At 60.9% G+C, this 24,241-nt stretch carries 20 protein-coding genes and 2 pseudogenes; 10 read left to right on the plus strand and 12 right to left on the minus strand.

The annotated features are described in order from the left end of the window. Positions 1-60: 60 nt before the first annotated feature. The 8 genes from G8E03_RS10865 to pyrH form a co-directional block, all read right to left on the minus strand. Positions 61-618: an OmpH/Skp family outer membrane protein gene (locus tag G8E03_RS10865; protein ID WP_166191601.1), complete on the minus strand. Its 558-nt coding sequence runs from the start codon at positions 616-618 to the stop codon at positions 61-63. Beyond that, entirely contained in the window at positions 618-2,966 is a 2,349-nt protein-coding gene (gene bamA, locus G8E03_RS10870) for an outer membrane protein assembly factor BamA (RefSeq protein ID WP_166191604.1), read from the minus strand. Before bamA ends, G8E03_RS10865 begins: the two co-directional genes overlap by 1 nt. 49 nt (positions 2,967-3,015) lie before the next feature. After that, positions 3,016-4,350, minus strand: a complete 1,335-nt coding sequence (gene rseP, locus G8E03_RS10875) for an RIP metalloprotease RseP (RefSeq protein ID WP_166191607.1) — start codon at positions 4,348-4,350, stop codon at positions 3,016-3,018. A gap of 12 nt (positions 4,351-4,362) precedes the next feature. Continuing rightward, positions 4,363-5,523, minus strand: coding sequence for a 1-deoxy-D-xylulose-5-phosphate reductoisomerase (gene dxr, locus G8E03_RS10880; RefSeq protein WP_166191610.1), 1,161 nt, complete (start codon positions 5,521-5,523; stop codon positions 4,363-4,365). After that, entirely contained in the window at positions 5,517-6,290 is a 774-nt protein-coding gene (locus G8E03_RS10885) for a phosphatidate cytidylyltransferase (protein WP_166191613.1), read from the minus strand. Before G8E03_RS10885 ends, dxr begins: the two co-directional genes overlap by 7 nt. Positions 6,291-6,328: 38 nt before the next feature. Continuing rightward, positions 6,329-7,054, minus strand: coding sequence for a polyprenyl diphosphate synthase (uppS, locus tag G8E03_RS10890; RefSeq protein WP_166191616.1), 726 nt, complete (start codon positions 7,052-7,054; stop codon positions 6,329-6,331). Between the two features lie 64 nt (positions 7,055-7,118). Next, entirely contained in the window at positions 7,119-7,682 is a 564-nt protein-coding gene (gene frr, locus G8E03_RS10895; protein WP_166191619.1) for a ribosome recycling factor, read from the minus strand. Between the two features lie 15 nt (positions 7,683-7,697). Next, on the minus strand, positions 7,698-8,426 hold the full coding sequence (pyrH, locus tag G8E03_RS10900; RefSeq protein WP_166191622.1) for a UMP kinase: 729 nt from the start codon (positions 8,424-8,426) through the stop codon (positions 7,698-7,700). A 153-nt stretch (positions 8,427-8,579) separates the two neighbouring features. On the opposite strand from pyrH, the pseudogene G8E03_RS10905 reads away from it, so the two are divergent. Next, positions 8,580-10,076 (plus strand): annotated as a pseudogene (locus tag G8E03_RS10905) (Hint domain-containing protein); the annotation flags it as partial. A 194-nt stretch (positions 10,077-10,270) separates the two neighbouring features. Here the strand turns inward: G8E03_RS10905 and G8E03_RS17465 are convergent. The 3 genes from G8E03_RS17465 to rpsB all read right to left on the minus strand — a co-directional run bounded on the left by G8E03_RS17465 (position 10,271) and on the right by rpsB (position 13,210). Continuing rightward, the gene (locus G8E03_RS17465; RefSeq protein WP_240910333.1) at positions 10,271-10,933 is read right to left on the minus strand and encodes a YitT family protein; all 663 of its coding nucleotides are present in this window, start codon (positions 10,931-10,933) and stop codon (positions 10,271-10,273) included. A 552-nt stretch (positions 10,934-11,485) separates the two neighbouring features. Beyond that, entirely contained in the window at positions 11,486-12,361 is an 876-nt protein-coding gene (tsf, locus tag G8E03_RS10910; protein WP_166191627.1) for a translation elongation factor Ts, read from the minus strand. Between the two features lie 78 nt (positions 12,362-12,439). Beyond that, entirely contained in the window at positions 12,440-13,210 is a 771-nt protein-coding gene (gene rpsB, locus G8E03_RS10915) for a 30S ribosomal protein S2 (protein ID WP_166191630.1), read from the minus strand. Between the two features lie 936 nt (positions 13,211-14,146). Here rpsB and G8E03_RS10920 point away from each other — a divergent pair. The 8 genes and pseudogenes from G8E03_RS10920 to miaA all read left to right on the plus strand — a co-directional run bounded on the left by G8E03_RS10920 (position 14,147) and on the right by miaA (position 21,962). Beyond that, a pseudogene (locus tag G8E03_RS10920) lies at positions 14,147-15,487 on the plus strand (IS3 family transposase). A gap of 100 nt (positions 15,488-15,587) precedes the next feature. Further along, complete coding sequence (locus tag G8E03_RS10925; RefSeq protein ID WP_166191633.1) at positions 15,588-16,919, plus strand: hypothetical protein; 1,332 nt, start codon at positions 15,588-15,590, stop codon at positions 16,917-16,919. A gap of 119 nt (positions 16,920-17,038) precedes the next feature. After that, positions 17,039-17,959: an AEC family transporter gene (locus G8E03_RS10930; RefSeq protein WP_166191636.1), complete on the plus strand. Its 921-nt coding sequence runs from the start codon at positions 17,039-17,041 to the stop codon at positions 17,957-17,959. Then, the gene (locus G8E03_RS10935) at positions 17,956-18,780 is read left to right on the plus strand and encodes a PfkB family carbohydrate kinase (protein ID WP_166191639.1); all 825 of its coding nucleotides are present in this window, start codon (positions 17,956-17,958) and stop codon (positions 18,778-18,780) included. The genes G8E03_RS10930 and G8E03_RS10935 overlap by 4 nt, the downstream gene beginning before the upstream one ends. Then, positions 18,777-19,682 (plus strand): pseudouridine-5'-phosphate glycosidase, encoded by a 906-nt coding sequence (locus tag G8E03_RS10940; RefSeq protein WP_166191642.1) that lies wholly within the window; start codon positions 18,777-18,779, stop codon positions 19,680-19,682. The genes G8E03_RS10935 and G8E03_RS10940 overlap by 4 nt, the downstream gene beginning before the upstream one ends. Before the next feature lie 80 nt (positions 19,683-19,762). Then, positions 19,763-20,458, plus strand: coding sequence for a molybdate ABC transporter permease subunit (gene modB / locus G8E03_RS10945; RefSeq protein WP_185804602.1), 696 nt, complete (start codon positions 19,763-19,765; stop codon positions 20,456-20,458). Further along, positions 20,455-21,048 carry an ATP-binding cassette domain-containing protein gene (locus tag G8E03_RS10950; protein WP_166191645.1) on the plus strand — a complete coding sequence of 198 codons (594 nt, stop codon included), beginning with the start codon at positions 20,455-20,457 and terminating at the stop codon, positions 21,046-21,048. The genes modB and G8E03_RS10950 overlap by 4 nt, the downstream gene beginning before the upstream one ends. After that, entirely contained in the window at positions 21,045-21,962 is a 918-nt protein-coding gene (miaA, locus tag G8E03_RS10955) for a tRNA (adenosine(37)-N6)-dimethylallyltransferase MiaA (RefSeq protein ID WP_166191647.1), read from the plus strand. The genes G8E03_RS10950 and miaA overlap by 4 nt, the downstream gene beginning before the upstream one ends. Before the next feature lie 4 nt (positions 21,963-21,966). On the opposite strand, the gene G8E03_RS10960 is transcribed toward miaA, so the two are convergent. Beyond that, positions 21,967-22,851, minus strand: a complete 885-nt coding sequence (locus tag G8E03_RS10960; protein ID WP_166191650.1) for an MBL fold metallo-hydrolase — start codon at positions 22,849-22,851, stop codon at positions 21,967-21,969. Positions 22,852-22,901: 50 nt separating this feature from the next. On the opposite strand from G8E03_RS10960, the gene G8E03_RS10965 reads away from it, so the two are divergent. Next, the gene (locus G8E03_RS10965; protein ID WP_166191653.1) at positions 22,902-24,239 is read left to right on the plus strand and encodes an ATP-binding protein; all 1,338 of its coding nucleotides are present in this window, start codon (positions 22,902-22,904) and stop codon (positions 24,237-24,239) included. The last annotated feature ends 2 nt before the right edge of the window (positions 24,240-24,241 follow it).

Raw genomic sequence — 24,241 nt, forward strand, 5'->3', positions numbered from 1 at the left:
GAACGGGTTGGTCTGCTCAGTCACCGGTATGTTCCTTTTCGACATGGGATGGTGAAAGGATTATTCGGCAGGTTGCTCAGGGTCAACCGATGGGCTGTCCGATCGACTGTCGAGACGGCGGATCACCTCCTGCGTGATATTCAGGCGCGCATCGGCGAGGATGACGCTGCGCAGGTCAATGACGGCGGCGCCGCCGATCTCATTGAGTATTTCGGCATAGATCGGGTTCAGGCCCTCGATGAAAGCACGCTCACGCGCCTCGATCTCCTCGATCAGGTCCTCCGCCTTCGCGTCCTGTTCAGAACGTGCGGCGCGCACCCTTCTGTCGAAATCCTCCGCGAGTTCGGCAAACGCTTCGCGGGTCAGCAGCGGTCGCCGGGCAGCAAGCTCCAATTCATCCTTCTCGAACTGTTCCGATACCGCGTCCGCCTCGGCCTGCAAGGCGACACGCTGGGCGTGATTGAGGGCCAGCACCTCCCGACCCGCCTCGGATTGCTCCAACACGGCGCGGGGATCCACTACCAGGATCTGCGGCGGTATGCGTAGCTGCTCCTGCGCTGCGACGCCGCCCACCGGCAGCGCCAGAAACAACGCGAGGATCAGCGCATGTAAGCGCATCAGAAGCGACGACCGCCTGTCAGACGGAACGTCTCCTCGTCATCGCCTTCGACAGTCTTGACAGCGTTGGCGTAGTCGATACGGAGCGCGCCGATGGGGCTGTCCCAGAACAACGAAACGCCGACCGCTGCCCGCACTTCCGCACTGTCGTCGATGGTATACGTGCCGCGTGTGTCGGTGAATGTCGTATCGTTCAGGCCCCATAACGACCCGGCGTTGGCAAAGACGCCGCCGAACAATCCGACTTCCTCGGGCAAGCCAAGCGGGAACGAAGCCTGCGCCCGAACGACGGCATAATAATTGCCGCCGAGCGCGGAATCGACCGAAGTGGCACCCGTGGTGTCGAGATCACGCGGACCGAAACCACCGGACTGGAAACCACGGAAGTTGGCACCGCCGAGGAAGAACCGGTCCGTAATGCGCGAGCCATCGGAGTCGGATGCCAGTGCGCCGACCTCACCCTCGATGAACGTGACGATATCGTCGTTGCGGAAGCTTTGATAGTACCGCCCCGTCGCTGTCGCCTTGAGATATTGCGCATCGCCGCCCAGTCCCGCCAGATCGCCGGTGAAGGTCAGAACATAGCCATCCGTCGGAGCCGCGGTGCTGTTACGCCGATCATAGCGATAGGTAAATCCGATGGAGGAGGTCAGCGCCGACCCCTCATCCGCTATGATTGCGGGGGAAACATCGACAGAATCGTTTGCCTCGATCTCATCCTGCGAAATTCGATAGCGCAGCTGCAACGTGCCGTTGTCGCTGACGGGGAAGGTCACGCGCGGATCGAACCCGATATTCGTCTCATCGAAATTCGACGTGTCGCGATCGACCTCGCGGAAATAGAGATCAAACCCTGCGGCGACCTCCCGATCCAGAAAGCGCGGCTCGGTGAACGCCAGGCTATAGACGCTCTCATCCGTTCCGGTCGAGAATTCGATGGCGGCATACTGACCCCGGCCAAGGAAGTTGTTTTCCGAGAGCGCGACCGATCCCCCTACACCCGAGGCGGAAGAATATGCCAGACCGAAATTCACGGAACCGGTCAGGCGTTCCTCGACCACGGTTTCAATCACGGCGCGATCAGGGGCGGAGCCTTCCTGAACTTCCACCGACACGTCACCGAAATAGCCGGTGCCGCGCAGACGGTCGGCTGTCTCACGCACGGAGGAGGCGTTGAAGGCATCCCCTTCGATCAGATCGAATTCGCGCCGGATCACACGGTCCAGCGTCGCGGTGTTGCCGCTGATGTCGATCCGCTCGACGAAGACACGGTCGCCGTCCACGATCTCGAACGCGACGTCCACGGTCCGCTCCTCGACATTCTGGCGCACACGCGGAACGACATTGGCGAAGGCGAAGCCCATTTGGCCGGTGATCTCAAGAATATTCTCGATGGCGTCGTCCACCACACGCTGGTCGAAGCCGTCCCCGGGCCGCGCCGGAATGGTGCCGTCGAAATCCGCCGCTTCCAGTCCGTCCACCAGTGGATCGACGAACAGCTCGCCAAAGGTATAGCGCGGCCCCTCCGTCACGGTATAGGTCAGGAAGAATCCCTGCCGGTCCGCGGACAGTTCGACGACGGAGCTTTCCACCTCGAATTCCGCGAAGCCATTCTCCAAATAGAACTGGCGCAGCAATTCCTCATCCAGGCGGACCTTGCCGGGGTCGTAGGTGTCGTTGCTGAAGAATTGCGACAGCAGACCGGCCTCGCGGCTGACGATCACATCCTGCAAATCACCGTCCGAGAAGACCTCGTTGCCGACGAAGGTGATCCGCTCGATCTCGGTCACGTCGCCTTCGAAAATCTCGAACACCACATCCACGCGGTTGTCCGGCCGCTCGATGATGACGGGGTTGACCTGCGCGCCGAACCGCCCGACGGAACGGTAGATGTCGATGATGATCGCGGCGTCTGCCTCGACCGCGGCACGGTTATAGGCCAGACGCGGGCGGATCTCGATGTTCTGGTTCAACATCTCATCGCTGATGATGTCGTTGCCCTCGAACGCGATCACGTTGATCGACGGGTTTTCCACGACGACGATCCGCAGGGAGTTTCCTTCGACCAGAATCTGCGCGTCCTCGAACAATCCCGTGGCATAGAGCGCCTGAACCGCCGCGTTCAGGCGGGCGGGGGTCACCGTTTCGCCGGGGTCCAGATCGGTATAGACGCGCACAGTCTCCGCCTCGATCCTGCGGTTGCCCTCGACCTGCACATCCGACAGCACGAAGCTGCCCGGTATCTGCTGCGCCGCCACGGGGGCCGCGAACAGGGCTGCGCTCGCAACGCAGGCAAGAAGAGCGGCGCGCGTGCCCCGCATAACGATCTTCGTGGTGATGGAGCGCATGTGACCCGCCTCTTTGTCAGGTGTGTTCTGCTTTGCGGCGTCGATGCGCCTACAAACGTGTAATGTCGTTATACGTCGCGAAAAGCATCAGGGACAACACCATAGCGAGGCCGAGCGCCATCGCGAAATCGACCCACTTACCGCTCGGCACACGACCCGTGACCGCCTCGATCGCATAGAAAACAAGGTGCCCGCCGTCCAGGACCGGAATCGGGAACAGGTTCATCAACCCGATCGCTGTAGAAATCAATGCGATCAACATGATGAAATTCGTCAGACCCTGGCCCGCAGTCTCACCCGAAACCTGGGCGATTCCCACCGGGCCCTGCAAATTGGTCGGGCTGACATTGCCCGAAATCATCTGGCCGATCCCGTCAAAGGTGCCGGTCACGATACTGACAGTCCGGTCCACCGCGAGGGTCACAGCCTCCACCGGACCTGCCGCACGGACCTGCGGTTGCAGATAGGTGGAGACACTGACCCCGATGATGACCTGCCGTGCGAACGATCCGTCGGGCTGCGGCACGTCTTCCTCCGTCGGGATCATCTCCAACGTCAGGGTTTGCGCATCGCGGCGCAGCACTATCTCCAGCGGTTCGCCCTCGGACCCCTGCACGATTTCCTGAAGCCGGGTAATGTCGGGCAGATCCTGTCCGTCCGCCGTCAACAGCAGATCGCCCGCGCGGATACCGGCCCGACTGGCCGCCGAAAGCGGACGCACACCGGCCACATAGGGGGGGCGCAGGTTCGCCACGTCCAGCGACAGGTCCTGCCCGTCGCGTATGACATCCAGTTCCACCGGGGCCGTGCTCTCACTGACGGCCCGAGCCAGATCACCGAAGGTCGCAACCGGCTCACCATTCACCGCCGTTACCAGATCGCCCTGCATCAGCGGCGTTTCCCCCGCGACGGAGGCCGGAATCTCTCCGATCCGGGCCTCATCGACAGCCACGCCCGACCAGAAGATCAGACCGACATAGATCACGATGGTCAGGATGAAGTTCGCTACCGGGCCCGCCAGCACGGTCAGAGCCCGTTTCCACAATGCGGCCCCGGGAAAACTGCGCGCTAGCGTCGCCGCGTCCATCCCCTCGACCGAATTGCGGTCCGGTCTGCTGGAACCGTCCGCATCCCCCAGAAACTTGACATAACCGCCCAGCGGCAGCGCACCAATCCGCCAGCGTGTGCCGCGACTGTCTGTCCGGGCATACAGCTCCTTGCCGAAGCCCAGACTGAACACCTCGGCATGGATGCCGCACCAGCGGCCGACAATGTAATGCCCGAATTCATGGATGAACACGACGATGCCGATGACCACGACGAAGGGCAGAACCGTCGCCAGAAAGCCACCGATCAGGGGGATGTTCGAAATAAGCTCGATCATGAAACGCCGTCCTCAACTGATCTGTTCACGCACGTGGCTCCGCGCGGCTGCGTCCATCTCCAACACGGAGGACAGATCGCCCGGCTCACCCTCGCAAGGTAAGGCATCCAGTGCCCCCTCAACAAGATCAGCCATAGATAGAAATCCGACGCGCCGCGCAAGGAAACCGTGCATCGCCTCCTCCTTCGCCGCGTTCAGGACGGTGCCCGCCAGCCCGCCCGCCGCCAGCACACGTTCGGCCAGGCGCAGAGCGGGAAAACGGTCCGGGTCGGGGGCCGCAAAATCGAGCGTTGCCAGCTTCGCGAAATCCACGCGCTCCACCGGCAGGTCGGGCCGGTCGGGATAGTTCAGCGCATATCCGATGGCCCCGCGCATGTCGGGCGGACCCATCTGCGCCATGATCGACCCATCGGTGAACCCCACCATCGAATGTACGATGGATTGACGGTGCACCAACACCTCGATCTGATGAGCCTGCAAATCGAAAAGGTATTTCGCCTCAATCAGTTCCAGGGCCTTGTTAAACATGCTGGCGGAGTCGATGGAGATTGCCGCCCCCATGTCCCAGTTGGGATGCGCCATCGCCTCTTCGGGCGTTACGTCCTGCATCTGGTCGCGGGTAAAATCGCGGAACGGCCCGCCTGAGGCGGTGATGATCACCCGCTCGACCTCGGCCAGACGCTCCCCCCGCAGGCACTGGAAAATGGCGCTATGCTCACTGTCCGCGGGCAGCAGAGTGGTGCGCGCTCGGGCGCATTCATCCAGCAGCAGACGCCCGGCACAGACGAGGCTTTCCTTGTTGGCCAGCGCCAGCGTGCCGCCATTCGCCGCGGCCCGCATGGTGGGGGCCAGTCCCGCCGCGCCAACAATCGCGCTCATGGTCCAGTCCGCAGGCTCCGCCGCGGCGTCCAGCAACGCTTCCGGTCCTGCTTCGGCCCGCACGTCACTGCCGGCCAGCGCGTCGCGCAAGTCGCCCAGTCGCGCGGGATCCGCCGTGACCGCAACCTTCGCGCGCAACCGCCGAGCCGCTTGCGCGAGACCGGCGATATTGCGCGCGCCGGTCAGGGCCACAACCTCGAACCGCTCTGCCCCACCTGCCCGATCCAGCAGATCGAGAGTGCTGGTGCCGATGGACCCTGTCGCCCCCAGGACGCTGATCCGCCTTTTTACCACAGGAAAATGCTCTGCCCGCGCACGAAGCTGACCGCCGCCACGACCAGCGCGGCCGCCATCAATCCGTCCAGACGGTCCAGGATACCGCCATGTCCGGGCATCAGACGGCTGGAATCCTTGACGCCGAAGAACCGCTTGGCCGAGCTTTCGATCAGATCGCCGCCGACCGCCACCAGGGCCACCAGCGCGGACATCAAGGCGACCTCCGCCGGATAGCTCAACCCTACCGCCAGCGCGAAAATCAATCCAATCAACTGGGCGCACACGACGCTGCCAATCAAGCCGGCCCAGGTCTTCTTGGGGCTGACGCGGGGCCACAGCTTCGGGCCACCGAACACGCGTCCGCCGAAATAGCCGCCGACATCGACCGCGATCACCACGAGGACCAGCCACAGCACAGCGAGGAAGCCGAACCGGAAATCGTTGCGCAGCGCCTCGATACAGATCATCGCGGCGCCGATATACAGGGTTCCAGTCACGACGAAGCGCAGGCTTGCCCGCTCCAACACCGCACCGATTGCGGTTCCGATGGCCAGAACAGCAAAACCGGCGACGGGCATCCACAGATCCGCCACGATAACGGCAAGGGCGGCGGCGGCGATCATCAGCACGCCGGGCGCTCGCAATCCCTGCCCCTGACCGACAACCATTTCACGCCATTCCCAAACCATCGCACCGGTTCCGATGGCCAGCAGAGACGCGCTCCACAACCCGCCGAACAAAAAGACGAGCAGTGCCACCACTGCCAGCACGAGAGCGGAGATCAATCGAACCCGAAGGTCCGCGAATTTGGAAGATGACGTACTCAAACGTTACCGCCCTGTGCCTCAACCGCGCCGAAACGGCGTTCCCGCGTTCCGAACTCATCGAGAAGTTGACCGAATATCGCGGCGGTAAAATCCGGCCAGCATTCGGGAATGAAAGCATATTCCGCATATGCCGCCTGCCATGGCAGAAAATTCGAAGTGCGGTATTCCCCGCTGGTGCGGATCACGAGTTCAGGATCCTCGATCTCACCAGTATCCAGCGCGGCGGCGAAGCTGTCTTGTGTGATCTGCTCGATCGCCATATCGCCGCTCGAAACCGACGCAGCGATCTTTTGGGTGGCGCGAACGATCTCATCCCGGCCACCGTAGTTCAGCGCGATCTGAAGCGTCAGGACATCGTTATCCGCAGTTCGCGCCTCCAACCCCCGCATCATCGCCTGAATGTCAGAGGCGAGAGCGGAACGTTCCCCGATGAAGCGGACGCGCACGCCATTCTGTTCCAGAGCGACCGCCTCCATGCGAAGATAGATGCGAAACAACCGCATCAGGGCGGCAACCTCAATCACCGGACGTTTCCAGTTCTCCGTGGAAAACGCATAGAGCGTAAGCGTCGTCACCTCCAGCTCGGGACAGGCGGATACGATCTCACGCACCCGCTGGACGCCCTTCTTGTGACCCGCAACCCGAGGCAAGCCCCGCCGGACAGCCCAACGACCGTTGCCATCCATGATGATGGCCACATTGCGAGGTCTCTTGCTGGTCATGTCGGTCCTCCGACGGAGTTCGGGATGGGAAGTCGGGTCAGCACGGCCTTACATCTGCGTAGCCTTACACCTGCATGATCTCTTCCTGCTTGCTTTCCAGCGCGGCGTCGATCTTGGCGATATGTGACTTTGTGATGTCCTCGATCTCATCGGAATAGACCTTCTGATCATCCTCGGGCATGCCGTTGGCCTTGCCCTTCTTGATCTGATCCATTCCGTCGCGGCGCACGTTGCGTACGGCGACGCGGGCATTCTCGGCATAGGTGCCCGCAACCTTGGCCAAATCCCGGCGGCGCTCCTCGTTCAACTCGGGGATCGGCAAACGCAGTGTCGTACCATCCATCACCGGGTTGATGCCGATGCCCGCATTGCGGATCGCCTTGTCCACCGCGCCGACCAGCGACTTGTCCCAGACGTTGACTGTCACCATGCGCGGCTCTGGCACGTTGATCGTGGCCACCTGATTGATCGGTGTCATCGCGCCATAGGCATCCACCTGCACCACGTCGAGCATGGAGGCAGACGCGCGTCCGGTGCGCAAGCTGGCGAAGTCGCCGCGCAGGCTGGTCAACGCACCGTCCATGCGTTTCGTAAGTGCATCAATGTCGATATCGATCTCGTCGGACATCGGTATTCCCCTGTCTTATTCCGTCACCATGGTGAATTTTCCCTGTCCGCTCAAGACCCCGGCCAATCCGCCGGGTGCTGCGAGGGAAAATACCACGATGGGCAACTTGTTGTCGCGGGCCAGTGCGATGGCGCTGGCATCCATTACCTTGAGGTTCTTGGCCAGAACCTCATCATAGCTCACTTTTTCGTAACGCACGGCGTCGGGATTCGTTTTCGGATCGCTGTCATAAATGCCATCGACCTGCGTCCCCTTGAAAATCGCCTGACATTTCATCTCGTTCGCACGCAGGGTCGCGGCGGTGTCCGTGGTGAAATAGGGATTGCCTGTACCAGCCGCAAAAATGCAGACCCGCTTCTTTTCCAGATGTCGCACGGCACGGCGGCGAATATAGGGTTCGCACACCTGATCCATCGGAATGGCTGAGATGACGCGGGTGTTGACCTTCAACGCCTCCAGCGCAGACTGCATCGCCAGCGCGTTCATCACCGTGGCCAGCATCCCCATATAGTCTGCGGTCGTCCGCTCCATCCCCTGCGCGGAGCCTTGCAACCCGCGAAAGATGTTGCCGCCGCCAATCACCATGCAGACCTCGACACCCAGCCGGTGCAACTCCTCCACCTGACGGGCAACACGTTCAACCGTGGGGGGGTGCAGACCGAACCCCTGATCGCCCATCAGCGCCTCGCCCGAAATCTTCAGCATGACGCGCGCGTAATTGGGGGTCGGTGCCGTATCGGGCATTCAATTCTCCTGATGTTCGGTTCGCGCGGACACTGCCCCGAAACGCGCCTGCAATCAATCGTTAAACACTTTATCACGCAGCAGGTGTTATCGGGAATATGACATGCTAAAAGGTCCGAAGACACGCGATCAGCGTGCAGGGACAGGTCCAGCATGGCGAATTTATACGCATTGTCAGCCTATACTCGGACGAGTATCGGGAACGGAGGCAGCAACGTCAGAAATGGCGATGTCGTCACCCTGTCCGGTCCCCCTGATGTCGAGTTTGTGGTCAGTGATCTGGACTCCAGTGTCCAGTTCAATAGGTCCTTCGATGCGTATATTGACAATTCTTTCAAAACAACGCGGTTCCGCGATACATTCACGCTACGCAATACCAATGGCATCGATACGACCGACTATGTATTCTACGAATTCCGCGACGGTTCCACCCGCTACTATGTCTTCGAGGGTGACAGCCCCCCGGCCGGTCATACATACGAGGTCAGCAACGCCAGCAATCCGTCCTCCGTCACCTATACCGATCTGGACAGCCATGATGAAACGGTAACGGGTCTGGATGGCGTTACATCCGGCAACGACACCATAACCGCGGGCGATGGCAACGATGATGTCAGCGGTGAGGGTGGTAATGACAGCATCCTCGGCGGCGCGGGAAACGACACTCTGAACGGAAATGCCGGCGACGATACACTGATCGGGGGAGATGGCAACGACAGCCTGAGCGGACAGGAAGACGACGATTCCCTCAGCGGTGGCGCGGGTGCCGACATGTTGCTGGGCGGCAGCGGCAACGACACGCTGTTCGGTGGCACTGGCAACGATACGTTGTTCGGTGACGGCGGCGGCGATCTGATCTTTGGTGGCGATGGGAATGACGTCATCATCGGGGGTAGCGGTGCGGATACGCTGGCAGGTGATCAGGGGAATGACAGCCTGACGGGCGGTGCGGACAACGACTCCCTGTCCGGCGGCGGTGGGAATGACACATTAAACGGCGGCGCCGGCACTGACACTTTGACCGGCGGTGACGGCTTCGACATCTTCGTGGCGGACGGAACGGCCGATACCATTACCGATTTCAATTTCGCCACCGGCGGCGACATCGACGATGACGACCCGACCAATAACGATTTCGTCGACCTGACCGAGTTCTACACTCAGCTATCGGACCTTCGCGACGATCAGAACGATGACGGCATCTTGCAAGGTGCAGGCGGACTGGTCATTTCCGGCATCTCCGGTGACGATCTGACAACGGACAATACCGGTGTGATCTGCTTCGCCGCGAGTACGCTGATCTCCACCCCGACGGGCCTGCGGCGGGTCGATGAACTGAAAGCCGGCGATTTACTCTGCACGGCGGATCGCGGCTTGCAGCCTATACGCTGGGTTGCGTCGCGCCATGTCAGCGCAAAGGAAATCGCGGATGATCCCTCCATGCGCCCCGTGCGCATTCGGGCCCATGCCCTGGGTCGCGGGATGCCTGATCGGACACTGATCGTATCTCCACAGCACAGGATACTCGTGCCGACGCCTGCCCCCTGGTTCGACAAGCGTGAAATGCTGGTCCCCGCTTGTACGTTGATAGACGGATTTGCGGTGGATTGGGCCCCTGCCGACGACGGCGTTACCTATGTGCATTTCCTGTTTGACCAACACGAACTGGTGCTTGCGGCCGGAACCTGGTCGGAGAGCTTCCACCCTGGCCCGGTGGCCATGAGCACTCTGGACGATCCGACGAGAACCGAGTTGATGCGCCTGTTCCCCAACATTCGGATGGAGGGAGGCGACACCGCATATGTACGCGAGGTGCCGATCGGCGCCGATCGCAGATTGATCGTTCAGCGCGCTATGTACCGGTCCAGGCGATGGTTCACCGTCAGAAACAGGTTCAGGACCAACGCCCCCAGCAACGACCACGCCATTGCCCCCCACGGCAAGACGAACATGCCAACCGCGAATATGCCGAGATCCAGGACCAACTGAGTCAGGCCCGGCCGCCATCCCATGCGGTCCTGAAGGTAGAGCGCCAGAATTCCGATGCCGCCCAGACTGGCGCGGTGCCGGAAAAGTCCCAACAGACCGAAGCCGACCAGAACACCCCCCGCAACTGCGGCATATCCCGGATGCAGATCGACCATCGTGACCCACCTGCCCTGTAGTGAAACCAGAACCGACAGACCAGTAATTGCCCCGAACGTCTTGATCGTGAACGCCCAGCCCATACGCAGGATTGCCAGCAGATAGAACGGCAAGTTCAGGAGCCAGAACAAAATTCCCGTATCCCATCCCGTTGCGTAGGACAGAACCAGCGCCAGCCCCGCCATGCCCGACGTGACCAGGCCAGCGGTCTGATACAGTGCCAGCCCCAGTGCCGTAACAACGACCCCCGCGCCAATGCCCTGAATATCCTCCAACCAGGAATGGACGGTCGCCGTCCCCTCCCAGTGAGCGTAGCGCCGTGCCAGTTGGCCAGCTTCGTTGTTGCGGTGCAGCATTGTCATTCCACCAAGTTGCGCAGATTCTCATTCACGTCAAGTCTTCTGACCTAATAACGCGAAGACGAACAATAGGGGGGCTGTAATGCGGCCCGCGCCACTGATCCCCTTGAATCGACGGGCTGCATGGGCTGAAAAACGGAACCGAACGGACCGAGACCGAGACCGAGACCGAGACCGACAATCATGTCGAGGATTTGAAGATGAAATGGTGCCGTATCGTATCCAAGCGGATTTTCGGAGGCACTGCGCTGGCCGCAATTATCGCATCGACGATGTCGGTTTCACGATTCACGCTGACGGACGGATCACCGGTTTTTCGGCGGACTCACCCTGTCGGGCCACTGGCACTGGACCGAGGTCATGTTCTGCTGCTAGGCGAGCTTGGCTAATGAAGAGCTGGCTTTGGACCGGGAAATCATCGAGATCAGCAAAGACAACATGCGCTATCGTGGCGACGATGACGCTGGGAAACCGCGTGTCGCGGGCCGCCAGCCGTAACGCAAAACGCCGCCCGGTATACCCGGACGGCGCAAAGTATCAGAAAGTCGGGCGGGATCAGCCGCCCATGGTTTTCGCGACTTCCGCAGCGAAATCCTCTTCTTCCTTCTCAATACCTTCGCCGACTTCGACGCGGGCATAGGCGACGATCTCGACGCCTGCATCCTTCGCGGCCTGCGCGACGGTCACGTCAGGGTTCATCACGAATTTCTGGTTCAGCAGCGTGACTTCCTCGAAGTACTTCTTCATGCGGCCAACGATCATCTTCTCGATCACGGCCTCCGGCTTGCCGGATTCGCGGGCCTGATCGGTCAGGACCTGCTTTTCACGCTCAACCAGCGCCTGATCCAGATCGCTCTCGGACAGCGAGGCGGGGTTGGTGGCTGCGACGTGCATCGCGACCTGCTTGCCGAACGCGGCGTTGTCCCCCTTGAAGGCGACGACGACGCCGATCTTGCCCATGCCTTCGACGATGGCGCCGTGCACGTAGGACGCGACGCTCTCACCCTCGACCTTCGCCATGCGGCGCAGGGACATGTTCTCACCAATCGTGGCAACCTTGGCGGTGATCGCGTCGGTGACGGACTTGCCGCCCATATCCGCGGCGGCCAGTTCCTCGGTGGAGTTCACGCCCATCGCGACGTCGGCCACGTCACCGACCATTTTCTGGAAATCGCCGTTGCGTGCCACGAAATCGGTCTCGGAGTTCACCTCGACCGCGACGGCGACGCCGCCCTCGGATTTGACGGCGACCAGACCCTCTGCCGCGATACGGCCGGATTTCTTGGCAGCCTTGGCCAGACCCTTGGTCCGCAGCCAGTCCACAGCGGCTTCCATGTTGCCGTCGTTCTCGGTCAGGGCCTTTTTCGCATCCATCATGCCTGCGCCAGTCGTGTCGCGCAGTTCCTTCACCATTGCAGCGGTGATTGCCATGTTATCTCTCCTGAAAAACTCGGTCGCGCTCCCGTCAGGCGGAAGCGCGTTTCAGTTGGTACGTCATGCGCGGGGCGATCAGCCCTCTGCGCCGGCCTCTGCCAGGGCGTCTTCGCCCATCGCTTCTTCCATCTCGCCCAGATCAACACCGGCCGCGCCCAGCTGATCGGCCATACCGTCCAGCGCCGCGCGGGCGATCAGGTCGCAATACAGCGCGATCGCACGGGCCGCATCGTCGTTGCCGGGGATCGGATAGTCGATGCCCTCGGGGTTGGAGTTGGAATCCAGAACCGCGATGACGGGGATGCCCAGCTTGCGTGCTTCGGCGATGGCCAGCGCTTCCTTGTTGGTGTCCACGACGAAGATGATGTCGGGAACGCCGCCCATGTCGCGGATGCCGCCCAGGGATGCGGTCAGCTTGTTCTGCTCCCGGTCGAGTTGCAGGCGCTCTTTCTTGGTGTAGCCCGCACCTTCGCTGCTCAACTGCTCATCCAGCGTCTTCATGCGCTGGATCGAGTTGGAAACGGTTTTCCAGTTGGTCAGCGTGCCACCCAGCCAGCGGTGGTTCATGTAGTACTGCGCGCAACGCTCAGCCGCATCCGCGACGGGCTTTTGCGCCTGACGCTTGGTGCCGACGAACAGAACACGGCCACCCTTGGCGACAGTCTGCTGCACGGCCTGCAGCGCGGCGTCGAGCAGGGGAACGGTCTGTGTCAGATCGATGATGTGGATGCCATTGCGATCACCGTAGATATACTCACCCATACGGGGGTTCCAGCGGTGCTTCTGGTGGCCGAAATGTACGCCAGCTTCCAACAGCTGACGAAGCGTGAACTCGGGAAGAGCCATCGTCGTTTTCCTTTTCCGGTTTCGCCTCGGCGGGGGAGAGGGCGTTTTGCCCAACCGGTGGACCGTGCGGAATTTCTCCCCGACCGGCCCGTCCCCGCCTGCGGTTTCAGTGGGGTGCCTTTAGACCGCTTTCCCGCGGAAGGCAAGTGCCGGTCTGTCCTCACCTACCGGGGCACGGCCCCGGACCCCTGGATATTTCGGGACAGAAGATAACGGACGGTGGCGCGCGTCATCTTGTGTCTTCAAATATCCCCGCCGGTGTAAGGGGACACCAATATCTGCATTGAACCCGGAAGTCTCAGGGAGAATGCGGAAGATCGCGGATGGCTAGTGAAATAAGGGTAATTACGGCTTCAGGTGGCCTGTCCGGGGTCGGTGGGCAAATTTGCAGTGTGATGGGTAAAGTGGTGCTGTGAGCGCGATCTGCAGTGCCTGACTGCAGTGTGGTGGATATCGTTTCAAGAACGTTTTGAAATGGTTTCAAGGCCAATAAAAACTGGGTTTAACGCTGTTTCAACATCGGAGACCAGTGGTGGGAACGGTCATAATTCCCACCCAAAACAGAGGCTGGAACTGGGACGCTGATCGAAAAGTTCAGTCCACACGTCCCAGTTCGGGCTTTAGGTAAATAATACAGCTAGTTGGCCGATTTCGGTGGCAATGAAGAGCATACTTAACTGGGACGCGATTCATACGCAGTTGTAATAAAATTGGGTCATGACCAACACTGGCAAATCAGCATCATTCTTCAAGTTTGTGCCAGTGCGCTCGGCTTGCTTGCCAAAAATATCGCAATGCTTCTGTGCTTCGGCATCGGCGTCCGCCGGGCTCCCGAGGCCCCCATCCAAGTTTGTCTGACGTCAGCACCCATGGCACAGATTTGTGGATTTGAATAAGGAAGGATTTCTGGTTCATCTTATCGATTAGGAGATCGAGATGACAAAGAAACCCCAGACGTCGAAAGACGCCGCCGAAAAGGTGGTTAAGAACATCCGCCGCAAGACGCGGCAAACCTATTCATCTGAAGAAAAGATCCGCATTGTATTGGCAGGCCTGCGCGGCGAGGAAAGCATCTCGGTGCTATGCCGCAGGGAGGGTATTGCTGAAAGCCTGTATTATAGCTGGTCGAAGGAATTTCTCGAAGCTGGCAAGCGCCGGTTATCTGGCGACACGGCGCGACAGGCCACATCGCCTGAGGTAAAGGATTTGCGTTCTGAGGCTTTGGCCCTGAAAGAATGCGTCGCTGATCTGACCCTTGAAAACCGTCTGCTCAAAAAAAGCATGACAGGGGCTGGGGAGTTCGCGGAATGAGGTACCCTGCATCTGAGAAGCTTGAGATTATCCGCACCGTTGAGGGGTCACATCTGCCAGTCAAGCAGACCCTCGACATGCTGGGTATCCCACGCACAACATTCTATCGATGGTATGATCTCTATGTCGACTTTGGCCTGGATGGGCTGGCTGATAGGTCCCCACGCCCAGGATCGGTCTGGAACCGCATTCCTAATGTCCGTCGTGATGACCTGATTGGAACATGAGGCCCTGACCACACGGGAACTTGCCGTCAAATACACCGATGAGAAGCGGTATTTTATCTCTGAGTCATCGGCTTACCGTATTTTGAAAGCGGCTGATCTAATCACCGCACCGGACTACGTGGTGATCAAGGCCGCTGATGAGTTCACAGACAAAACGACGGCAATCAACGAGATGTGGCAGACTGACTTCACCTACTTCAAGATCATTGGCTGGGGTTGGTATTATCTCAGCACGATCCTGGACGATTACAGCCGCTACATCATCGCCTGGAAGCTCTGCACAAATATGCGGGCCGAAGATGTGACAGACACGATTGAACTGGCTCTGACAGCATCAGGCTGCGACCAGGCCATTGTGCGGCACAAGCCACGTCTGCTCAGCGACAACGGCTCATGCTACATCTCAGCCGATCTGGCCAAGTGGTTGGAGGATCAGAAAATGACGCATGTCCGCGGCGCGCCATTCCACCCGCAGACCCAAGGCAAGATCGAACGCTGGCACCAGACCATGAAGAACAGGGTTCTGCTCGAGAACTACTACCTACCCGGTGATCTCGAACGCCAAATAGGGGCCTTCGTCGATTACTACAACAACCAACGCTACCACGAGAGCCTAAACAACGTCACACCGGCCGACGTCTACTTCGGGCGAGACAAAGCCATTCTAAGGGAAAGGGCAAAGATCAAGAAACAGACAATCCGACAACGCCGCTTGCAACATCAAAAACAAGCAGCATAATCAATCATACAAACGAGCCAGAGCCTCCAATGCTCAAGCCGCTCTGATGTCCCATTTTATATGACGACGGACACCTTATTCAAATCCACAAATCTGTGCCATGGGTGCTGACGTCAGACAAGGCAATGGCCGGACCGTCGAAACTAGAAAAATCGATGATCTTGTCGGTGGTGGTAATTTCCAGACCAGCGAAGGATCAGATCTAAGGATGCACTTAATCCTATCATCGACCTATCTGGATGAGCGTACAGCGGAGAGCAGAACTGCATTCACAATTCCTGAAAATGACCTCGCGGAAATCTCGCGCACAGTCGTTGATTTCGTTCGAGCGGAAGTCTTTGCAGATCAATTTGAAAGTTGGGAAGCCGACCGTCGCCAAGCGTTCAATAGCTTCTTAGCTGACCAGCCAATTTTTGCATTCCAAGATCCCGACGAACTGTTTGAAAAGAGCATTCCGCATAATGCATCTAGCCCGGAAGCATTCGTGCGATCGCTTTCCGTGCTGCGCATGCGACGGGAAAATGAGCGGGAAAAACAGCTTAGCGAACTCGTTGGTACCGTAGTCACCGGCGACAGGCTTCCAGAGAATTTTTCTGAACTGGTAGCGACGGCAGCAAGGGGTATTCAAGCAAACGAGCTCACGTCACTCGCACATCACGCAGCGCGTCGGAAAGTGGTGCTGGAGCTTCTTGATCGTATGATAAGACGGGTCCGTGATACGGAGGAGGGAACGCCAGCATCAAATCATTTAGAGAACACGCTGCATACCCTGCTCGCCCCTATGCGAACTATGGGAACTGATCCAGCAGATATTGTAAGGTCGAGCCACGATCTCTGGATACTCGATGAACGCCTAACATACACTGCTGGATTTTCTTCAGATCAACAGCTCCGTAAAACTGTGAGCAACTCCCCATCGAGTGACCGCCCAGACATCCTGCTGTGGAATACTGGCTTTGGTTTAGCGCCGATTGAAGAGCCGTATGGGAATGGCGACGTCGATGATATTGAACCGCTCTCGCGTGTGTTCATAGTGGAATTGAAGCGGCCGGGGCGGACCAAGTATGGCTCTGCGGATCTTATTGAATCTCAGATAATGAAGTATGTTGCTCAGATTAGAGGAGGTAGGATCGAGGGCTTCGGCCGCCGATCTATCCGAATAAGCAACGATTGCCAATTCTACGGATTAGCTATCGCAGACTTCACCCCCCAACTATTAGAAAATGAGTTGGATCGATGGGAGCCCATCGACAATGGCACCGGACGTCGAAGGTCCTTTGCAACGCAGAATACCGTTATCGATGTAATCGAATGGAGTTCTGCATTGAAGTCAGCTCGCGAGCGGAACCGCGCACTCCTTTCTATGGCTGGCCTTAAGCTTCGAGCGAACGCAGCCTTCGACAAACCTGCACCTAGCCTGTCGGATGGCTAGTGTTGCAAATTAAGATGTCCCGAAGTGCAAAAGTCGGTGACCCGCTACAGCCGGAGGCTCCCACGCTTGCAACCCCGCACCGATCCCTTAAACCGGGGGCAGACCTGACAGGACGTGACATGCTCCCCATATTCTTGAAGATCTTGCCCTTCTTTCTGTTGATCGGGCTGGGCTACATCTCCGCCGCGACTAGATTTTTCAGCAAGGAAGCCGCGGTTGCCCTGACCAAGTTCGTCTTCTGGTTCGCGCTCAGCGCGATGCTGTTCAATTTCACCGCGACGCTGGAGTTCTCGCAGATCGCGAACGTGCCGTTTCTGCTGTGCTATCTGGCGGCATCTATCCTCGTTTACGTCCTTGCGACGGGCGTCGCCCTGTTGCGCGGCAATACGGCCTCCGTCGCCGCGATCGAGGCGCAATGCGCGGTCATCGGCAATGTCGGTTTCCTTGGCATTCCGATGCTGGTGGGCCTGTTCGGACCACGGGCCGCGGCCCCGGTCCTGATGGTGCTCAGCGTCGATCTGCTGATCTTCGGCAGCCTCGTCGTCGCCGTGATAACCGGCAGCCGGGGAAAGCTGGAGCCCGCAATCGTGTTGACCATCGGCAAGGGGTTGCTGACCAACCCGATGGTAATGTCCATCGCTGCCGGTCTGCTGTGGTCGCTCGCCGATCTGCCCATGCCCGTGCCGATGGGGGAGTTCATGACAATCCTCGGTGCGGCGGCTACCCCTGCCGCCCTGTTCGCCATCGGTGCCAGTCTGGCGGGAAAGTCAGCCGAGCGGCCCAGCGTGGCGCTTTGGCTATCGTCGCTCAAGCTGGTGCTGCATCCGCTGCTGGTTGCGATCTTCGCGTTGTACCTGTTCGATCTGGAACCGTTTTTGTCCGCGATGATGATCGCCACCTCCGCCATGCCGGTTGCCGGCAATATCTATATCATCGCGCAACACTATGATGTCGCACCGCAAAGGGCCTCTTCCGCCATCCTGTTTTCCACGATCCTGTCGGTCCTCACCTTGACGGCGGTTCTGGGATGGGTGGGATGATGCTGCTATGTGCGGGTTCGGTTCACTGGGACATCATCGCCCGCGCCGACAGGGCTGTCGGTCGGGGCGACGACGTGCCCGGCACGGTGCGGCGGCGCCCAGGGGGCGTGGCGGGAAATATCGCACGCCACCTAACGCGGCTGGGTCGGCCTGTGGCGCTGGCCGGATGTATCGGGCGCGATCCGGCGGGTGAAGAGCTGTGCGCGATCCTGCGCACAATGGGGATCGACCTGCGCGTGCACCGCAGTGAAGCGACCGACAGCTACCTTGCCATAGAGCAGGCGGATGGCGATCTTGTCGCCGCTGTCGCTGACACTGCCGCGCTGACCCAGCATGCCGCGCAAGTGATTGCCACGATCAATGCCTGCGACGGCCCTGTCGTGGTGGATGGCAATCTGCCGTCCGATGCGCTGGCGACCCTGACGCATCGCGACATGTATCTCGTCCCCGCAAGTCCGGTCCGTGCGGCCGGTCTCGCCCCATTGATCGCGCGGGGGGCGGTTCCCCTGCTGAACCGTGCCGAAGCGATGGCACTGACTGGGTGCGAAGGTGAGACCGCGCAGCTTGCGGCCCAGCTAGTCGAGATGGGCGCACGCATGGCCCTGGTGACGGACGGTCCCAAACCGGCTGGGCTGGCGACATCGCAGTGCAGGATCAGCCGCGACCCGCCCCCTATTACGGTGACAGCCGGCGTGACGGGTGCGGGCGACGCCACCGTTGCGGGGTTCATGCATGCGCATCTGTCTGGCGCTTCCCCCGGTGACGCGCTAGAAGCCGCCCTCGCCTGTGCCGCCGACCATTTGCAAGGACTCACCCCATGACCCTTCCGCTGACCTTTTCCACCGAAGTTTCCGCCGCCCGTGCGGCAGGCAGACCCATCGTGGCACTGGAATCGACCATCATCACACACGGAATGCCGTGGCCGCAGAACCGCGACACCGCGCTTGCGGTCGAAAAGACGGTGCGCGATGCAGGGGCAACCCCGGCGACAATCGCCATTATCGACCGGCAGATCCGCATCGGGCTGGAGGCGGAGACGCTCGACACGCTCGCGCAGACCAAGGACGTGATGAAGTTGTCCCGTGCCGATCTGGCCGCTGCCCTCGCGACGGGTGCGACCGGCGCGACGACTGTCGCTGCAACGATGATCTGCGCTCATCTGGCCGGGATCGAGGTTTTTGCCACCGGCGGCATCGGCGGCGTGCATCGCGGGGCGGAGGACACCTTCGATATCTCCGCCGACTTGCGTGAGCTGTCCGAAACCCCGGTCACGGTCGTGGCGGCCGGGGCGAAAGCGATCCTGGACGTGCCCAAGACGCTCGAAGTGCTCGAAACCCTCGGCGTGCCGGTTATCGGTTATCGCACTGACACTCTGCCTGCCTTCTGGTCGGCGCAATCGTCCCACCCGATCCCGCTGCGAATGGACGATGTCGCACAGATCGCAGCGGCCCAGAGGATGCGCGGCACGCTCGGCCTGCCGGGCGGACAACTGGTCGCAAACCCGATCCCCGTGGCGGAGGAGATCGCAAAAGCCACCATCGACCCGATCATAGAGCGCGCATTGCAGGAAGCGACTGCGCAGGGCATCGCGGCCAAGCAGGTGACACCCTTCCTGTTGCAAAGAATTTTCGAGCTGACCGATGGCGCGTCCCTGACCGCGAACATCGCGCTGGTGCACAACAATGCCCGGCTCGCCGCCGCCATCGCCGCGGAACTGATCTGATTTCCCGTCGGCCCGCATCCGTTCGGTCATACGACCTTCGGCGGCTGGACCAACGCCGCGCGCCGCGCTAGGGCAAGATCATGACGCTTTCACCCGCAGAATGGCAGGCCTTCGCGCTGTCGCTACAGGTCGCCGCCGGGGCGACCGCCGTCGGTCTGCCGCTGGCTTATCTGGCGGCGTGGACATTGGCGCGGCGGCATTTCTGGGGCAAGGGTCTGGTGAAGGCGGCAATCCAGTTGCCCTTGGTCCTGCCGCCCGTCGTTGTGGGGTATCTGCTGTTACAGGTCTTCGGTCGCAATGGGCCGGTCGGGGCACCGCTTGCCGCGCTCGGCATCACGCTGCCGTTCACCACTTTGGCCGCCGGGATCGCGGCGGGTGTCATGGCCTTTCCGCTGATGGTCCGCGCCTGTCGCCTGTCGATCGAGGCGCTCGACCCGAAATTGGAGGACGCCGCCCGAATTCACGGCGCGGGGGCGGTTCGGCGGTTTCTGACCTTATCGCTACCCCTCTCCCTGCCCGGTCTTCTGGCCGGTGCAACGCTGGGCTTCGCCCGCGGATTTGGAGAATTCGGGGCCACCATCGTCTTTGCCGCCAACATTCCCGGTGAAACCCGCACCCTGCCCATCGCGATCTATTCAGCACTGCAGTCCCCGAATGGTGATGCCGCCGCAGCCCGCATGGTCACGGTATCGGTCATTGCGGCGCTTGGGGCGTTCTTGCTGAGCGAATGGCTGGAACGGCGCACCCGCGCCCGATTGTCGGGACGCTCGAAATGAGTGGGTTGAGCATCCGTGCCACCATCGCCCGCACCGGTTTCGAACTGCGCGTGGACATTGCGTCCGACGCCCGTATCACGGTTCTGCACGGACCCTCCGGCGCGGGAAAGACGCTGACCCTGCACGCGGTTGCCGGCCTGATACCCTGCCCCGACGCACGGATCGTGCTGGAGGGGCGGGACCTTTCGTCGCTGCCCCCGCAACGGCGCAACCTGTCCATGGCCTTTCAGGAACCGCGCTTGTTTCCGCATCTCAGCGTGAGGCGCAACATCCTTTACGCCTGCCGCGAAACAGGCGGGCTGGCCGAGCTGGCGGATGCGCTGGACATCACGAATCTGCTCGACCGGCGCCCAGCGGATCTGTCGGGGGGTCAGGCGCAGCGGGTGTCGCTCGCACGGGCGCTGCTGCGCGACAGCGACCTGACGCTGCTGGACGAACCGTTCACCGGGCTGGACGCCTCACGCAAGGACGCCGCCATCACTCTTTTGTCACAGCTGCGGCGGCGCATCCTGATGGTCAGTCACGATCCCGGCGACGCCGCGCGTCTGAACGCACAGGTCGTGCATGTGGCAAACGGAATCGCGCAATGAAACCGATCCTGATCGCCGGCCCCACCGCGTCGGGAAAGTCGAGCCTCGCGCTCGACCTCGCGCAGCGTACTGATGCCACGATCATCAATGCCGATGCTTTGCAGGTCTACGGCAACTGGCGCATCCTGACCGCGCGCCCCGATCCGGCTGAGACCGCACGCGCCCCGCACCGGCTGTACGGTCATGTCGCCCCGGACGTTCCCTATTCCACCGGCCACTGGCTGCGCGAAGTCCGTGAGGTGCTCGCCGCAACGCCCCGTGCCATCATCGTGGGCGGCACCGGTCTGAATTTCACGGCACTGACGCAAGGACTGGTCGACATACCGCCCGTGCCGCAGGAAATCCGCTTGCAGGCCAATGCGTTAACGGCCGAAGCCTTACGCGCCGATCTCGCCGTCCGCGATCCCCGGACATTCGCCGCGATCGACACCGCCAATCCGATGCGCGTCCAACGTGCATGGGAAGTTCTGATGGCAACCGGCCGTGGCCTCTCGGCCTGGCAGGACCTGACGCCGCCACCGCTGTTACCGCTCTCATCGGTACAGCCCATCGTTTTGCGCCCGGACATCGCCTGGCTGAACGACCGCATTGCGAGACGCTTTGACATGATGCTGGACCAGGGTGCCTTGGATGAGGTCCGCGCTGCCCTGCCCGACTGGGATCCGTCGCGCCCCTCGGCCAAGGCCATCGGTGCGCCCGAACTGATCGCGTATCTGCGCGGTGAGTTGACGCTGGACGATGCCCGCGAACGCGCCGTGATCGCCAGTCGCCAATATGCGAAACGTCAGCGCACGTGGTTTCGCAATCGGATGAAGGATTGGCAGAGCCTGCCCCTCAACGAAACGACCGACATGAACGCCGTGGTCCAGCGGTTGCTGGCCGATGCCCCCGGCGAGGATATTGGACGAAAGTGAAGGTTCAGCCGAGGGCCCAGTCCACGTCCGCGCCGGGCAGGCCATCGCAGACCACCAAGCCTCGGCCATGCAGATCGATCAGATGGGCGAAGACGTTGCGCGCGGCGGCGGGCAGCAATCTGGGATCGACATCGGTGTAGATCGCCGCCGTCAGCGTCGAGATTTCGGCCGGACCTGCCGCCAGTGCCGCGAGTATCTGCGCCTCGCGCCCTTCACGATGGGCCAGAAGATCCGCGATGCGACCTTCTGCATCGCGAACCGCCTCACCGTGGCCGGGATGCAGAACGAGTCTATCGCAACGGCCCTGCATCTTGCGCAGAGAGTCCATGAAAGCTGTCAGATCGCCATCGGGCGGCGACACCAGAGTCGTGGCCCATTCCATGACATGATCGCCAGAGAATCCCGCCTGACCCTCATGCCAAACGAAACACAGATGGTTGGCCATATGACCGGGCGTGTGCCATGCTTCCAACGCCCAATCGCCGCCGTGCAACACGTCGCCATCTGCCAGAACCTCATCCGGGACGAAACTGTCATCGACCCCCTCACCCCCGCCCAGATGCGCCCCGGCCTGTGCCAGTGCGACCATGGTGTCGCTGCGACCTGCCTTGGCATCGCCGAAACCGTAGACTGGCACACTCAGTTCGTCGCCCATCCTGCGCGCCAGGGGGGTGTGGTCCAGATGTGCGTGGGTAACCAGGATGTGCGAAATCCGCTCGCCCGGTTGCAGGGCCGCCATGATTGCCGCCCGGTGCACAGACATATCCGGGCCCGGATCGATCAGAGCCACCTCGCCGCTGCCGACCAGATATGTCTGTGTGCCGGTATAGGTCATCGGCCCGCCATTCGGGGCGCTGATCCGCCGCACATTGTCTTGAACGTAATTCATGACTGTCCCTCGCGCTTGCACGTCCGGGGCGCAGTGCCTACCCCTATCACATGATCAGTTTTAAATGGCTCAAACGTTACATGCCGCGCAACCTGTTTTCGCGCACCCTGCTGATCCTGTTCGTGCCGGTGATCGGAATTCAGCTGGTCGCCTCCACCCTTTTTATCAGCCGTCACGTGGAGGGCGTGACCCAGCAGATGGCCCGTTCCGTTGGGAGTGAGCTGAACTACGCGATATCCCTGCTGGAGGAAGCCCCCACCCGCGTACAACGCGAAAGGCAACTGGATACGGTCAGCGGGCTGCTGAACCTTACGCTGTTTCTGGAGGAATCGGGATTCGAGCCGGGCACCCAGCTAGGGCTGTTCGATATTTCGGGTCAGGCCGCGTATGATGCGCTTCGCACGACGTTGGAACGCCCGATCCACCTCGACACGACATCGCTGGACAAGATCATGCTGGTGCAGGTCGCGACCGAAGTCGGCACCCTTACGGCCTTTCTGCCCAGCCGTCGGATGGTTGCCTCGAACCCGCACTTGCTGCTGACCTGGACGATCTTCGCCTCGGCGGTTCTGGCCACGATCTCTGCTCTGTTCCTGCGCAATCAGATCCGCCCGATCAAGGAACTTGCCCGCGTTTCCGAAGCGTTCGGCAAGGGCCGGTCCGAGGCATTTCGCCCCCGTGGTGCCGAGGAAGTGCGCCGCGCGGGGGGAGCGTTCCTGTCGATGCGCAACCGGCTGGAGCGCCAGATTGAACAGCGCACATCCATGCTGTCAGGTGTGAGTCACGACCTGCGCACACCGCTCACACGGCTGCGTCTGGGGTTGAGCCTGGCCGAACCCGGCCCCGATACTGACGCCATGATACAGGACGTGACGGAGATGGAGCGGATGCTGGACGGGTTCCTCGCCTTCGCCCGAGGTGAAGGGATGGAGGAGACCAGCGCCGTCGATCCGGCCGAGATCGCCCGCACGATGGTCGCGAACCTGCGGCGCGATGGCGCGCGCATTACCTCGCTGATCGAATCGGACACGCCCGATGAGCCGACGGTGGATCTGCGGCCCATCGCGATTTCGCGCGCACTGCAAAATCTGCTGATGAATGCGACGCGCTATGGGGATCGGGTGCGGTTGACCATGCGGCTGACACGGTTGAGCCTGGAATATATCGTCGAGGATGATGGCCCCGGTATCGATGAGGATCAACGCGAACAGGCCCTGCGTCCGTTTTCGCGTCTCGATGCGGCACGCAATCAGAATGACGAGAGTGGCTCGGTCGGGCTGGGTCTTGCGATTGCCGCAGATGTCTCACGCAGCCATGGGGGCGCCTTGCGGCTGGACAGATCCAACGATCTGGGTGGGCTTCTGGCGGCCTTACGGATTCCACGCTGAGG

It is taken from the genome of Pontivivens nitratireducens (genome assembly GCF_011290545.1).
GTDB classification, from domain to species: domain Bacteria; phylum Pseudomonadota; class Alphaproteobacteria; order Rhodobacterales; family Rhodobacteraceae; genus Pontivivens; species Pontivivens nitratireducens.

Excerpts from the sequence above, each read along its gene's own strand:
- G8E03_RS10865 (WP_166191601.1), bottom strand. The coding sequence starts at position 618 with ATGCGCTTACATGCGCTGATCCTCGCGTTGTTTCTGGCGCTGCCGGTG.
- bamA (WP_166191604.1), bottom strand. The coding sequence starts at position 2,966 with ATGCGCTCCATCACCACGAAGATCGTTATGCGGGGCACGCGCGCCGCT.
- rseP (WP_166191607.1), bottom strand. The coding sequence starts at position 4,350 with ATGATCGAGCTTATTTCGAACATCCCCCTGATCGGTGGCTTTCTGGCG.
- uppS (WP_166191616.1), bottom strand. The coding sequence starts at position 7,054 with ATGACCAGCAAGAGACCTCGCAATGTGGCCATCATCATGGATGGCAAC.
- frr (WP_166191619.1), bottom strand. The coding sequence starts at position 7,682 with ATGTCCGACGAGATCGATATCGACATTGATGCACTTACGAAACGCATG.
- pyrH (WP_166191622.1), bottom strand. The coding sequence starts at position 8,426 with ATGCCCGATACGGCACCGACCCCCAATTACGCGCGCGTCATGCTGAAG.
- G8E03_RS17465 (WP_240910333.1), bottom strand. The coding sequence starts at position 10,933 with ATGACAATGCTGCACCGCAACAACGAAGCTGGCCAACTGGCACGGCGC.
- tsf (WP_166191627.1), bottom strand. The coding sequence starts at position 12,361 with ATGGCAATCACCGCTGCAATGGTGAAGGAACTGCGCGACACGACTGGC.
- rpsB (WP_166191630.1), bottom strand. The coding sequence starts at position 13,210 with ATGGCTCTTCCCGAGTTCACGCTTCGTCAGCTGTTGGAAGCTGGCGTA.
- G8E03_RS10925 (WP_166191633.1), top strand. The coding sequence starts at position 15,588 with ATGGGTGCTGACGTCAGACAAGGCAATGGCCGGACCGTCGAAACTAGA.
- G8E03_RS10930 (WP_166191636.1), top strand. The coding sequence starts at position 17,039 with ATGCTCCCCATATTCTTGAAGATCTTGCCCTTCTTTCTGTTGATCGGG.
- G8E03_RS10935 (WP_166191639.1), top strand. The coding sequence starts at position 17,956 with ATGATGCTGCTATGTGCGGGTTCGGTTCACTGGGACATCATCGCCCGC.
- G8E03_RS10940 (WP_166191642.1), top strand. The coding sequence starts at position 18,777 with ATGACCCTTCCGCTGACCTTTTCCACCGAAGTTTCCGCCGCCCGTGCG.
- modB (WP_185804602.1), top strand. The coding sequence starts at position 19,763 with ATGACGCTTTCACCCGCAGAATGGCAGGCCTTCGCGCTGTCGCTACAG.
- G8E03_RS10950 (WP_166191645.1), top strand. The coding sequence starts at position 20,455 with ATGAGTGGGTTGAGCATCCGTGCCACCATCGCCCGCACCGGTTTCGAA.
- miaA (WP_166191647.1), top strand. The coding sequence starts at position 21,045 with ATGAAACCGATCCTGATCGCCGGCCCCACCGCGTCGGGAAAGTCGAGC.
- G8E03_RS10960 (WP_166191650.1), bottom strand. The coding sequence starts at position 22,851 with ATGAATTACGTTCAAGACAATGTGCGGCGGATCAGCGCCCCGAATGGC.
- G8E03_RS10965 (WP_166191653.1), top strand. The coding sequence starts at position 22,902 with ATGATCAGTTTTAAATGGCTCAAACGTTACATGCCGCGCAACCTGTTT.